A 13,918-nucleotide genomic window follows, 5' to 3' on the forward strand; every position below is an offset into this window, starting at 1 on the left:
GACCCGCTATTCGGGTGTTAAGGGCCGCAGACAGGTCCCCGCCAATCGTCACCTCGCCTGAGGTCGATTGCGTCACGGCGGGGCCACCAGCGCCAAGGCCGCGCGCTGCGCGTACCTGATCAGCGGCCTGCAGGGCGGCCTGGCCTGCCTGCACTGCTTCGGCGAACCGCCCGGCGTTGCGCAGGTGCAATGCGCGATAGGTTCTGGCCTGAGCGGAGAGGAGAGGGTTGTTGGCTAGCGATAGCTGAGCGTCCGCGTCGCGGAACAGGCGATCCGCCTCCAGGAAGCGGCTGTTGTTGGAGACATTCAGGGCGAGGTTCAGCACCGCCTCGGCCATCTCGACCGGCGGCGCGCGCCGCCGTTCTGCGTCCGTCAGCAGGGCCTGGAAGTCAGTCTCGGCCTTTTCGAAGCGCCATTCGTTGTTTTGAACATAAGCTCGGGTTCGCAGGCGAACGGGGTCTGTAGCGGCTGCGGCTTGCGCCCGGGCCAGACCACCTGTCGCGCCGCCGAAATCTGCGGCGATCTCGGCGCTGGCCGCCGACGTCTGGATATCCGAGGCCGCTGGCGGTTTCGCAGCTCCGGACACGACCTTCAAGCCCGCCTCAAGTACGTCGGCGATCTGGGCCTGCCCCTCGGCGGCGTACACTGCGCCACCCCTTCCGGAAACATAGGCAAGGTAGGGCGCCTTGGCCGAGGCGTTGCGGCAGGTTCTGCGATCAACGGCGCCAAGCCCCGAAATCGTGGCGGATTTCGAGCCTGAGTCACAGTTGGCGCGCGCCTTGAGCGCTGTTTCCCAGGCGCCGGCGTCGACGGCCTTTGGCAATGCATAGAGCCGACCCAGGCTACCTTCCCATCCCCGGCAACGGATACTCCAGGCGCGACGACCGGCGGCCTGCACGACAGGATCGTCATAGTCGCGCACAGCCTGGCAGACCGCGCCGCTGGTCGCGCTCTGTCCCAGCGGGATGAGGTCAGCGCGGGTCTGTGACTGACTGGCTGATCCAAAGGCGACGACCGTCGAAGCGACCGCCAGTCCGATACGAAAAGTTCTACCGATCATGTTCCGGCCGATCATTTCTTTTGCCTGCGCTGACGCCAGATTTCCTCACTGCCCGTTCCTGTCACCACTGGGTCGGTGACGATCTCATCTGGATCGACCGGCGCAACAGACAGCACAACAGCGGGTGTTATAAGATCCTCGGCGGACGCCACCGAGGCGGCGCCTTCTTCCTCTGAAGTCTGCTCTCTTGCCGGTGGTCGCGACCTGCTGTTGCCAAGGAAGGCATTGTTGAGCACATCGCTTGCACTCAGAACACCGCCGCCCTGGCTGCTGTCGCCGGAGATCCCGCCGCACAGGGACGCGCCCACTTCGCAGCTATTGAAACGGTAGTTGGCGCCGTCTGGCTTGGCGACCGGCGCGCCGTTGTTGTCGACGATGGTAAAGGTCAACGCCTTGTTCGCGGCGGCGCCCTTGCTTACCTTGCCGTCCCGGCCGCCAATGGCTCCCCAGAGTTCGACCAGCTTCGGTGGATCGATGATCAGCGCCGGGTCGAATTTGCCCGAAAGGAAGATTCCCACCGCCTGTACCGACCCGGTTGGCGAGGTGTTCTGCTGAACGACCTTGTTGTCCGCCGACACTTCGAGCTTTCCGGCTGAGACAAAGACTTTCGACGCTTCGTCGGCTGTCGGAGCGACGCCGAGGGGCTTGGCCTTGGCGATGTCGATATCGCCGATGGCCGTGCCCTGGACCAGTGTGATGAACCGCTGGGATCCGAACAGGATGTCCTGCCGGGCGGCCAGCCGCAGCTCATCGAACGCGCTGATTGCGGAGTAGTCTCCACCGGAAAAAGTGGCTGCTCCCAGTGATCCGCTGACGAGAATGGCGTTCGGTCGCCAGGTGAGATCCGTCGCATCACCTATTCTGAGGATACCGGCGCTGGTGGTCGGGGTTACGGCACCGGTGACCCGGGCCGCATTGCTTGAGCCTACCAGGAACGCCACGTCGGGGGTGGAAGTCGTATTGACTGAGAGGGACTGCAGAGTCAGATCGCCCCGTGACGCGCCCGTGACCGAGCCGGCGAAGATCCGCAATGCTCCGGAGACGCGCAACTGACCGAAGTCCGAGCTGTCCAGGGTCAGGGTTCCCGTCGTGTCGCCTGCCGCGCCGCCGACCCGGATGGCACCCGACCGGGACTCGATCTGCGCGGTCGAAGACGCCAGCGCGCCGGTCAGGTCAAGGTCGCCGGCCACAATGCGGACGGAGCCGCCCGCCGAGGTGGCGGCGACGCTGGCCTTGCCAGCTACATCCAGGGTCAGGTTTCTGCCGGTACTCAGCGGCGTTGTCGACGTGAAACTGCCCAGCGAAGTTATCGAAAGATCACGCGTCACGGGCGCGATGCCGGATCCCAGCGACAACGTTGATCCCTGCACAATCAGGTCGCGACCGACCTTGTAGCTGGTCGTGCTGACGCCCCCGGTCAACGCCTTCAGCGTCAGATCGTCGCTGGCCGAGACAGCGCCGGCCTGGATGCTCGCGCCGGTCAGGGTGATTGATCCCGCATCGGCTCGTACGTCCGCCACCCTGAGCACGCCGGCTGCGCTGACCGAGATGCTGCGGTTGGCGACCAGATTGGTCAGCAGATTGAAATCGCCGACGGTACTGCCGATGGCCAGGTCCCGGCCGGCGGTCACGGCATCCGGACGGATGGTCGGCGCCTTGAGCGTGGCGTCCCTGACCGCGGCGACCCTTAGGATGGCCGGCGTGTTCCTGAGCACATCGACGATCGCGTCGCGCCCGGCCGTGACCGTGACGGCCGTTGCACCCGTCACCCCGCCTGTACCAAGGCCGAGTTTGGCATCCAGGTTCGTGGACTGCACCACCACCACGCGCCCATTGCCATCTGTGTCGGGATTGCCGGCAAACGACACGCCGGTGGCGTCAAGCCCCGCGCCGCTTAGGTTTCCGCTGGTCAAGGAGGCCGAGCCATTGGTCGCCAGTACATAAACGTCGTCGCCGGCATTGGCCGTGCCGACGATGGAATCGCCACTGGTCGCTACGGCGTAAACGTCGCCCGTGGCTGTGGCTGTGCCGATCTTGAGGCTGGCCGACTGGGCGAAGATCCGGGGCGCCGTGATCGTGCCCACGTCCAGGGCGCCGCCCCTGAGATTGGCGAATGCGCCGGCGGTGATGGCGTCAATCTTGGCCGAAGACAGGTCAACACTGACGCCTTGGGCGGCTGTCAGGGTGATGGCGCCGGCGACATTGGAAGTTCCGTCGCCCAGGACGATGCCGCCGCCAGCCGTCACGGTGAGTTTTTGCGGCGCGGAGATTGAATCAATCGCGACATCTGTCTTGCCGACGATCATCCCATCGCGGCCCACGGCGACACCTGCCAGTTCAACCACGCCCTTTGTCGAACTGACCGAAAGGTTGCCCGTGGCGATCAGGCTGTTGGCCATGACATCGGGGCCGGTGACTGCAATGTCCCGACTGGCGACGATCCGTCCGAGTTCAATCGTGGCCGTCGCCTGAATCCGGGTGTCACGCCCAGCGGTTATCGTTGAGACGGCGGTAGGGTCAAAGAGTGTCGACACCAGGTCCCCGAGGTCGACAATCAAGGGTGGGCCGAAGCCGTTGCCGTTACCGAAGCCGTTGCCGGGGGGAGGGGGGGGCGGCGGCCCATTCCCGTTACCATCAACCGGGTTGCAATCGGGGTCCGCCTCACAAATTGCCTGCTGGGTAGCTTCCTCTTGCAACGAAAGCGGGTCCTTCAGCTCATCCAGCGGCCGCACCCAGGGGCGGGCAAACGTCTGGCCAACGTTGCTGATCAACAGATCGCGTGAGGCTGAGGCGCGGTTCAGATAGACGTCCGTATTCGCGACGCCGCTTATCGCGGGGCCTGGCGCGCGGCCCAGGATGCTGCCACCGCCGGACAGGACGATATCGCCGCCATCGGCCCGGGCGGCCTGAGCGGTGATCATGCCCTCGAGGTTGATGACCGCACTGCCGATGGAGGTCTTGCTGACCGCAGCTATGAAGACCGCATTGGCCCGCGTTTCAGCGCCGAGGTCCAGCGCCAGTCCAGTTTCGCCGCCACCCGCTCCATTGGGTACGATGAAGTCGATCAGATCAAAATCGCCGCCAGCCCCTGGCGCCAGCCGGATGCTGAAGGACTTGGCCGCGCCGTAGAGCACGCTGCCCTCGGTAGCGGTGACGGTCGCATTGGCCCGTGTAACTACGGTGGGGCCGGTGAAGGCTACCATGCCGCCGTTGGCGCGGACCTTGGCGTTGGCCAGAACCCACAGGCGTGAACCGGGGAAAGAGTCGTTGCCATCAAACGCGAAGGTGTTGTTCGTGGGGTCCAGGAATGTCGCTGTGTTGGCCGTACCAATGCCGAACAACAGTCCGCCCGCATCGATCTGGGCGCCCCGGCCGATGATGATGCTGTTTTGCGAGACGAACCAGATGTTGCCACCTGAAACGCCGCCGACTTTTCCCTGGACGATGCCTTCGATCTTCGAGGGTTGCAGGCTGATGATCTTGTTGAGGACGATACCGTTGCGGCTGGCGAAGTTGTAGGTAACGGTCTCGTCGGGCTTTACGTTGTAGCTGCTCCACGAAATCACGGTGCGCGGGGCGTTCAGTATGACGTCGGTGCGCGAGACCGAATCCGTAATGACGGGCAAACCGCCGCCGGGATTCACCTCGGAGAATCCGGCCACGGGCAACGCATGCGCCGCCGTAGCGCCGATACCCGCCAACACCCCGCAGAGCGCCGTCCGCGCCAGCAGCAAACCGCGACGTCTGGCAGCGTTGGCGTCGGCTTTTGCAAGTGGTGTCATTTGACGTTCCTCCGGCATCACAGCAGGCTCGCCGTCAGCTGGATCAAGACCCGATCCGTGGGTTTCACGCCGCCGGTGTCGATGGCGTCGATCGGATGGGCATAGGTAATCTCTAGATTTGCGCGGCTGAACACCCGGAAGACCACGCCGGCGCCAATCGACTTCAACGTCCGGCTCTGCGGCAGACCCGACAGGCTGGTGTTGTTGTTGAACACACGACCGGCGTCGAAGAAGGCATAGGGAGCGGCCAGTACTTTTGGGTGAAGCTGCAACGGGCCATAGCGGAGTTCAAAGGCACCGGAGAACCCTTTGTCCGCCAGCAGGGCCGAAGGGTCATAGCCGCGTCCCACGGTCAGGCCGCCGAGCGAAATCTGTTCATAGGGGAGCAGGCCGCTGGACGTATACTGGGCCTGCGCCCGCAGCGTCGCTGTCATGCGGTCAGTCAAGGCGATGTCGAGATCGCCCTGACCCCTGAGGACCCAGGCTTCGGGATTTCCCAAGGGGCGGGTAAGGTCGACATCACCGCGCTCACTGCCACCGAGCACCGAGATTCCCTTGCGCGCTATGATCCCGCCGCTCAGTAAAGCAGGCCGCTGAACGAACTCCGTTCGGTAGTCGCCGTCGGCCCGCACGTAGAGCACCCTGAGTTGATCGTGCGTCGAAACGGCCTCGGGAATGTCGGTCTTCTGATCAACGAAATCGACCCCGCTGGCGAGGTTCAGGTTCCGGTTGCGCGACCGGATAAGCGGATAGGCGCCTTCCAGATTGGCGATGATCGACTTGCTGGTCAGGTCGAGCGCCTTGAGGAAGTCGCCGGGACGGCTCTCGCCATAGACCAGTGCTCCACGGCCGATCAGGCCTTCGGCGCCAAAGCGGGCGGTGCTGGCCAGTTGCAAGAGCCACTGTTCGTTGGAGTCCAGCGTATGGAATGCGGTCAGCGCGGTGCTTTCGCCAAGGCTGGTCTGGGCTGCCAGTTCGCCCCGTATCAAGCCGCCCCAGCGACCGACCTGCTTCGAACCGGTGTTCTGGATGTTCGCGTAGACGTCAGGGTCATCCTTGATGACGGTCAGGTCGATATCGACTGCGCCGCGCTCGGCGCTGGTCGACGGTCGAACGGCGGCGCGAACCCTCAGGCCCGGTACGTCTGACGCCAGCAATAGATACCGCTGGGCCCGGGCCATGTCGAAGGGCTTCATGCCCCGAAGCTTCTCGGCATAGCGCTCGATCGTGGATTGGGCGGGTCCGACGTCGCCGCGGACCCGCACATTGACCACGTGGGCTTCGATCACCTCGAGGATCAGTGCACCGCCGGCAATCCGTTGTTCCGGGATCTCGACGCGCGCCAGGACGCCGCTGTTGAAAACGATCTGCGCCGCCCGATCCCGGATCGAGCAGATCACCGACACCTTTTGTGGCCGACCCAGATACTCCGCATAGGCGCCGCGAAGGGTTTCGTCGTTGACTGCGGTCGAGCCGTTGAAGGTAACGGTGCTCAGTGTCACCTCGACGGTCGAGTTTTCCAGCGGGCAAGGCCCAGGCGGCTCAGGTGCAAACACGCCTGCGTTTCGCCGGGTTGGCGGTCGTTTGACCCGGGCGTCGGGACTAAGCTCCGGCGCACTCACGCCGATACCGCTTACAGTGGAGCCTGGTTTGGGCGCGACCTGGGCGAGAGTGATGCCCGGAAAGAGTAAGGCGCTAGTGGACAGGGCGCTAACCAAAAGGCGCGAGGGCCTATATTCGCTCTGCGATGTTTTGCGCCACCCCGACATAAGCCATTCCCCCAAATGCCTACTTGGAAGGGTCTAGTCCCAGCCGTTCTGATTGTTAAGCAGTGTTGAGTGGAATAGGTCGATCAATTGCACGCAGGATGCGGCGCGATGCAGAATTCAATCTCTTGCGGCTTATTCGGACTACCGTAGATTTGTGGACGTCGATAAGACTGGTGACCTAAAGCCGGGGAGGGCCGATGGGGGAAGCAGGAGCGTCGCGTGTCGTTGGCGCGTTGGGCGTCGCCTTCGCCATTCTGATTGCCGCAGCCGCAATCCCCTTTGGTCGCGGCGCTACCGCTGCGCCCGAACCTGTGGCGGCTCGCAACGTCCACGAAGGCGTGGCTTCCTGCGCGGGCTCTACCTGTCACAGCCGCCAGGTCGACTCCGGACTCAACGTTCGTCAGAACGAACTGATCACCTGGCAAGACCCATCCAGTCAGGCAGGCGCCCACAGTCGCGCCTGGCGCGTACTGACGGAGCCCCGGGCGCAGGCGATCGCCCGGAAAATGGGTATCGGTCCGGCGCAGAACGCCAAGGAATGCCTCGGTTGCCATGCCGATCCCGTGGCTACATCACAGCGCGGGGCGCGGTTCCAGATTTCTGATGGCGTGGGATGCGAGAGTTGCCACGGCGGGTCCAGCAACTGGTTGGCCAGTCATCGGTCGGTCAACGGTTCCCATGCCGCCAATGTCGCGGCTGGCATGAAGGCGCTCGAGAACCCCAAGGTTCGCGCTGGCGTCTGTCTTGACTGTCACTTCGGAGGCTCAAAGCCCGGCCAGTTCGTAACCCACCAGATCATGGCGGCGGGGCATCCCAGGGTCGCTTACGAGCTCGACCTGTTTTCCAATCTTCAGCAGCATTGGACGGTCGACGCTGACTATATGAAGCGCAAGACCTATGCAGGGGGCGTAAAAACCTGGGCGGTTGGTCAGGCCATGGCGCTCGATCGGGCGCTGACACTCTACACGCAGCCAGGACGCGGGCAGGGGGCTTTCCCCGAGCTGTACTTCTTCGATTGCCACAGCTGTCACCGACAGATTTCGGACGATCCGAAAGCCCGCCCCGCCTGGCAATCAAATCCGGGACGGCCAATCCCTGCGGGACAACCACCATTCAACGACGAGAACATGATCATGTTGTCGGCGGCGGCGAAGGTAACGGCGCCAGGGCTTTCAGCACGGCTCGAGGCTGACTCCACAGCCTTCCACGCCGCTCTGGCTCGGGACAAGGGTGAATCGATCCGCGCAGCGGCGAAGCTGGCGGCCACGGCGCGCTCACTGTCGGACGCCTTTGCGGCCAGAAACTTCTCGCGTTCGGACACCCTGGCTATTCTGGATACTGTGCTCACGGGCGAACTGGCCCGGCGCTATACGGATTACACCGGCAGTGCCCAGGCGGTTATGGCGGCGGATACATTGCTCAATGCGCTGGTCAGTTCGGGCCAGGTGGATCGGGCGGTTGCTGCAAGGCTGCGCCCCAGTCTCGATCGCGCCTACGCTCAGGTCCGGGATCCTAACAGCTATCGTCCGGACGCCTTCCGCGAGTCCCTGGCGCAGGTGGCTCAGGCGGCGAGGTCCTTGCGGTGAAGCGGGCCGCGCGCTGGGCAATGGGCGCGGCGGCGCTGACCCTGGCCTCTTGCGGCGGCGGCGGTGGCGGCTCGCCGCCGGCGGCGGTCACACCGACGAACCCCGTGACCCCGGCTGCGGCCTACGCTCTGCCCGGTGCCCAGTCACTCACGGCGGCTGAAGTTCAACAGGTGATTGCACAGGCCGTCGCGGAATCGCGCGCGCGAAGCCTGCCGGCCGTGATTGCTGTAACGGACCGGGTCGGCAATGTGTTGGCCGTCTACTCGATGACCGGGGCCCGCGCCACGGCGATGCTCAGGGCCGGTCCCGGCGGCGCGAATCTTGATGCGCAGGGCGTGGTTGTTCCAGCGGCTGCCGGGGCGATCGCCAAAGCCATTACCGGCGCCTATCTCTCGTCCGGCGGCAATGCGTTCTCGACGCGAACGGCCAGTCAGATCGTGCAGGAACATTTCCCGCCGAGCCCGACAGCTGTGGGCCTGGAAAGCGGTCCGCTGTTTGGCGTGCAGTTCTCATCCTTGCCCTGTTCAGATGTCACCACCCGCGTGGCAACCGCGCCGATCGGACCCCGGCGATCGCCGCTGGGGCTGGCGGCCGATGCGGGCGGGTTCCCGCTCTACAAGGGCGGCGTCCTTGTTGGCGGCGTCGGCGTCATGGCCGATGGCGACTACGGGTTCGACAGAAACATCCTGGATATCGAGGACGACGCAGAGGAGGCTATAGCCTTTGCAGCGGCGACGGGCTTTGACGCGCCTGTCGAGATCCGGGCCGATCGGGTGACGGTGGATGGCACCTCCCTGCGCTTCAGCGACGCCAGCGCTGGGACGCTGAAGTCCGCACCGGGGAGCGCTCCCGCATTCGCCAGCCTTGGCGCGGCGGTTGGATCCTTTACCGCGGTGAACGGCTACTACGTTGGCGGCAGCGCTCTGGCCGGACAGGCCTACGGGACCGAGGCTTCCGGCTTGCGCCTGGCGACGGCAGCTGAATTCTCGACGCCTGGGGCCATGGTTCTGACCAACGGTTCGGGACAGGTCCGTTTCCCCATTCGAGGTGGGACGGATGGCGCCGACGGACTCTCCGCACTGACCGCCGCAGAAGTTCGGGCCGTACTCGAGGAAGCCTTCACAATCATGACCCGGGCGCGGGCCCAGATTCGACGTCCGCTGGACAGCCGCGCCCAGGTATCAATCACGGTGGTGGATAGCCGCGGTCAGATTCTGGGGATTGTGCGGTCCCCGGACGCTCCTGTGTTCGGCATCGATGTCTCGGCCCAGAAGGCCCGGTCGGCCTCGCTGTTCTCGGCGACCTTTGCTGCGACCGAGCTTGGCGCTGATCCCAGCGCTGACGTCCGCAGCTTCGTTCAGAAGACCCGCGACTTCTTTGCGGACCCGGCAGCCTTGACCGGAAAGACGGCCTTTGGTGCGCGGACGCTCGGCAACCTGGCCCGACCCTACTATCCGGATGGCGAGGTTGGTCGCCCGAACGGGCCGCTTTCGCGCCCGATAACCCAGTGGAGCCCGCTCTCCACAGGCCTGCAGTCGGCATTGATCATCGGCAACCTCGGCCAGCACCTCGGCTTCGTCACGGGCGCGTCGGCTACTGATACGCCGGCCGTCTGCACCAGTCTTCCGCAGGTGGCTCCCGGTCAGAACCGGCTGCAGAATGGCCTTCAGATCTTCCCGGGCGGGGTACCGATCTATCGTGGAACCCGTCTCATCGGGGCCATTGGAGTGTCAGGGGACGGGATCGATCAGGACGACATGATCTCGTTCCTGGGAACCCATAATGCAGCCGCGAGGGTCGGCGGAATCAGCAATGCGGCGGCGAGTATTCGTGCGGATACGCTGATCGTCGGTCCTTCCGCGCCGGCTCGACTTCGCTATGTGGGGTGTCCATTCGCGCCCTTCCTCGACACCACCGATCAGAATGCGTGCCAGGGGAAATAGGCATGCGAACGATCTCCCTCCTTGCGATGACAGCGTTCGCCAGCCTTGGGGGGCATGCCTATGCCGCGCCGCCGCCGCCGCCGCCGGCGGCGCCGGAAGTGACCTCATCGCCGAGCGAGGCTGTCCCGACGGATGCCGCCGCGCCGGTGGATGACGACAAGCCGCTAGCCGGTCGCCGGCGCCCGGGTCGTGTCGAGACTTTTCCGGAGCCGATCGAACAGACCAACCCCGGCGCCGTGCGCGCACCGCCGCCCGAGGCCTTCCCGCACGATGAACTGCCGATTCCGGATCGATGGCGGCTGGCCGGCGCGCTGGGTGTGGTCAAGCCGCGCTGGTTTGACCCTTACAACCAGAACTTCCTGAAGGGCGACATTCCGTTCAAGGGTTCGGAACACTGGTTCCTGGCGGTCAATGCGATCTCCGATACCGTCATCGAACCTCGCAGCTTCCCGATTCCGGTCAGCGTCCAGACCACCTCGCGCCCGGGCAGCCTGGATATCTTCGGTCGCGACTCCAGTCTGGTGTTGGCCCAAACATTCATCGCCGCTGTTTCGGTGATCAAGGGATCCACGGCCTTCAAACCTCCGGAACTGGAGTTCCGCGTGGCGCTGGCGTTCCAGGACAACTATGTCGATGTACCTGAGAAGCGGGTTCTCTACGTCGAGCCCAGCCGCAAAACCCATCGAAATGACGCCTTCGTGGGCGTCCAGGAAGCCTTCGTCGACTACCACATCCGTGATGTGTCGCTTCGCTACGATTTCGACAGCATACGGGTAGGGATACAGCCGTTTTCCACCGAGTTCCGAGGCTTCCTGTTCCAGGACAACCAACTGGGTGTCCGCTTCTTCGGCAACCGGGACAACAACCGGTTTCAATACAATCTGGCGGCTTTCCGCCGGATCGAGAAGGACACCAACTCTGGCCTGAATGACATCACTCAGAATCTGCGCGAGGACTATGTCTTTGTCGCAAACGTCTATCGCCAGGATCTGCCATTCCCCGGCATGACCTCACAGGTCATTGTCGCCCACAATCTGAACCGCGAACGCAATCAGATCCAGATCGACAAGAACGGCTTTCCGGTGCGCCCAGCCCTGATCGGCAACCTGCGCGGCCGGAACTATGACGTGACCTATCTTGGCTACAATGCTGATGGCCGGATCGGCAGGGTCAATCTGACGGCGTCGGCTTTCCTGGCCCTGGGGTCTGACCGGAACAGTATCTTCACTGACCGCAAGGCGAAGATTCGCAGCTACTTCGCCGCCGTCGAGCCTTCGATGGATTTCAGCTGGATACGGGTTAGGCTATCCGGGCTCTATGCTTCGGGCGACAAGAATCCCTACGACAACAAGGAAACGGGTTTCGACGCCATCCAGGAAAACCCCCAGTTCGCCGGCTCCGACACGAGCTACTGGATAAGGCAAACCATTCCATTCGCAGGCGGCGGTCGCGTCATCGCCATCAACGGTCGAAACGGCGTGCTCAACAGTCTGAGGTCATCCAAGGACGAAGGGCAGTCGAATTTCAACAATCCGGGCACCGTGCTGCTGGGAGCAGGCGCTGACTTTGATTTGACCCCGCAACTGCGCGTGTCCACCAATCTCAATCATATCTCCTTTGCCTCGACCGCGATCGTCCAGGCTCTACGCCAGGAGGGCTCAATCCCCAGGGCGCTGGGCTGGGATGCCTCGGTGTCGACCATCTACAGGCCGTTGATGACCCAGAACCTGGTGTTCCGTGGATCGGTGGCGGCCTTTGATCCAGGCAAGGGTTTCAAGGATCTGTTTTCGAACAGTCCGGGTCACAAAAAATACTACTCCATCCTGCTGAACGCGGTTCTCAGCTTCTAGGGTCATGATGCGTAAACTCAGGGAAAAACTGCTGAAGCTTGGGGCCATTATCGCGATGGCTCTGCTCGCGCCCCTGTCGGTTCAGGCCGCGGGCGGCGAGAAGCCGGTTCCCCGCACCTATGTTGAGGCCCCACACGCCAAGCTCGGCATGACCGACGCGGAGGTCGATCAGGCAAGCCGCGGCTGCGTGTCCTGCCATACCGATTCCGACGCCAAGAGCATGCACGTTTCCCAGGCGGTAAAACTGGGCTGCGTGTCCTGTCACGGCGGCGATGCCGGCGCCATGCTGCCGGCGGGTCTGACCAAAGGCTCGAGCCAGTACAACGTCGTACGCGACAAGGCGCACGTGCTGCCGCGCTACCCGAAGACCTGGCACTATCCCAGCTCCGCCAACCCTAAACAAAGCTATGCGCTGCTGAATCGCGAAGCGCCGGCATTTGTCCGCTTTGTGAATCCGTCTGACTATCGGGTCGCCCGCCAGGCCTGCGGCGCCTGCCACATGGAACTGATCGAGAAGGCCGAACGGTCGCTGATGGCGACGGGCGCCATGCTGTTCGGCGGCGCGTCCTACAACAACGGCATCTTGCCGTTCAAAAACTATGTCCTGGGGGAGGCGTACACCGTCCACGGAGAGCCTGCGCGGCTGCTTTCGCCGGGGTCCCCGCCTGGAACTGTGACCCCGGAACAGGCCAAGCGGGGGGCCTTGCCCACCCTCTATCCTCTGCCGACCTGGCAGGTGACACCGCCCGGCGACGTCTTTCGGGTGTTTGAACGTGGCGGCCGCAACATCAATACCCAGTTTGCCGAGGTGGGATTGCCCAACGCCAATGGCGCGATCCAGCGCCTGGAAGAGCCGGGGCGGCCCGACCTGAAACAATCGAACCGCGGCCCGGGTACCGGCCTCAGGGTCGCGATCCCACTGCTCAACATTCACAAGACCCGCCTGAACGACCCCTTCACCTGGTTCATGGGCACCAATGACCAGCCGGGCGATTACCGTTCGTCGGGCTGCGCGTCATGTCACGTGGTCTACGCCAACAATCGTCAGCCGCACGCCAGCCTGACCTGGGCCAAGTTTGGCCGCGACGGCAAGTCGGCGACCGTTGATCCGACGATCGACAAGGAGGAGTCCGGGCACCCGATCCAGCACGCCTTTACGCGCTCGATCCCGACAGCTCAGTGCATGAACTGCCACATGCACCAGCCGAACATGTTCGTGAACACCTACCTCGGCTACACGATGTGGGACTACGAAGCCGATGCGCCCTTCATGTGGCCGGAGCGCCAGAAATACCCGACATCCGACGAGATAAGGAAGGTTCTGGAGCGCAATCCCGAGGGCGCCGCCCCACGTGGCCTGTGGGCCGACCTCGACTTCCTGCGTAATGTCTTCGATCTCAACGCCAAGCTGAAGGACACCCAGTTCGCGGACTATCACGGCCATGGCTGGAATTTCCGGGCGATCTTCAAGCGGGACCGTGAGGGCAATCTGCTGGACGCCGAGGGCAAGGTCATCGCCAATGATGATCCAGAGAAGTTCGTCCGCAAGGATGCTCCGAAGTTCACCCCGGTGGGTCAGAACGCGCCCGGCAAAGCCGTCCATATGATGGATATCCATGCCGAGAAGGGCATGCAGTGCGCCGACTGCCATTTCAGCCAGGATAGCCATGGCACCGGCTTGATCATGGGCGAGGTGGCCAATGCCGTTGAGATCCGTTGCAAGGACTGCCACGGATCTTCGTCAGCCTATCCGACCCTGAAGACCTCCGGCCCGGCGGCCGATCCCAAGGGAAATGATCTCAGCCTCCTGCGTAATCCCGATGGCCAGCGCCGCTTCGAGTGGCTGGAGCAGGATGGCCGCCGTGTGCTGATCCAGCGGTCGTTGCTGGATCCCAAGCTGGAGTGGCGGATTCATCTGGTGAAAGACT

At 63.7% G+C, this 13,918-nt stretch carries 7 protein-coding genes; 4 read left to right on the top strand and 3 right to left on the bottom strand.

The genetic code is table 11. The features are described 5' to 3' along the window. The 3 genes from ACIQ42_RS07680 to ACIQ42_RS07690 all read right to left on the bottom strand — a co-directional run. A partial coding sequence (locus ACIQ42_RS07680; protein WP_397421617.1) for a hypothetical protein occupies positions 1-1,060 on the bottom strand: 1,060 nt, incomplete at its 3' end. Between the two features lie 11 nt (positions 1,061-1,071). Next, the gene (locus ACIQ42_RS07685; RefSeq protein ID WP_397421618.1) at positions 1,072-4,842 is read right to left on the bottom strand and encodes a filamentous hemagglutinin N-terminal domain-containing protein; all 3,771 of its coding nucleotides are present in this window, start codon (positions 4,840-4,842) and stop codon (positions 1,072-1,074) included. 17 nt (positions 4,843-4,859) lie between these two features. Continuing rightward, positions 4,860-6,344, bottom strand: a complete 1,485-nt coding sequence (locus tag ACIQ42_RS07690; protein ID WP_397421619.1) for a ShlB/FhaC/HecB family hemolysin secretion/activation protein — start codon at positions 6,342-6,344, stop codon at positions 4,860-4,862. 464 nt (positions 6,345-6,808) lie between these two features. Between ACIQ42_RS07690 and ACIQ42_RS07695 the strand changes: the two genes are divergently transcribed. The 4 genes from ACIQ42_RS07695 to ACIQ42_RS07710 form a co-directional block, all read left to right on the top strand. Continuing rightward, on the top strand, positions 6,809-8,197 hold the full coding sequence (locus ACIQ42_RS07695) for a multiheme c-type cytochrome (RefSeq protein WP_397421620.1): 1,389 nt from the start codon (positions 6,809-6,811) through the stop codon (positions 8,195-8,197). Then, positions 8,194-10,140: a heme-binding protein gene (locus ACIQ42_RS07700; RefSeq protein WP_397421621.1), complete on the top strand. Its 1,947-nt coding sequence runs from the start codon at positions 8,194-8,196 to the stop codon at positions 10,138-10,140. Before ACIQ42_RS07695 ends, ACIQ42_RS07700 begins: the two co-directional genes overlap by 4 nt. 2 nt (positions 10,141-10,142) lie before the next feature. Further along, complete coding sequence (locus tag ACIQ42_RS07705) at positions 10,143-11,990, top strand: hypothetical protein (protein WP_397421622.1); 1,848 nt, start codon at positions 10,143-10,145, stop codon at positions 11,988-11,990. Positions 11,991-11,994: 4 nt separating this feature from the next. Then, on the top strand, positions 11,995-13,918 hold a 1,924-nt coding region (locus tag ACIQ42_RS07710), incomplete at its 3' end, for a hypothetical protein (RefSeq protein ID WP_397421623.1).

It is taken from the genome of Phenylobacterium sp. (assembly GCF_044372605.1).
Classification (GTDB): Bacteria; Pseudomonadota; Alphaproteobacteria; order Caulobacterales; family Caulobacteraceae; genus Phenylobacterium.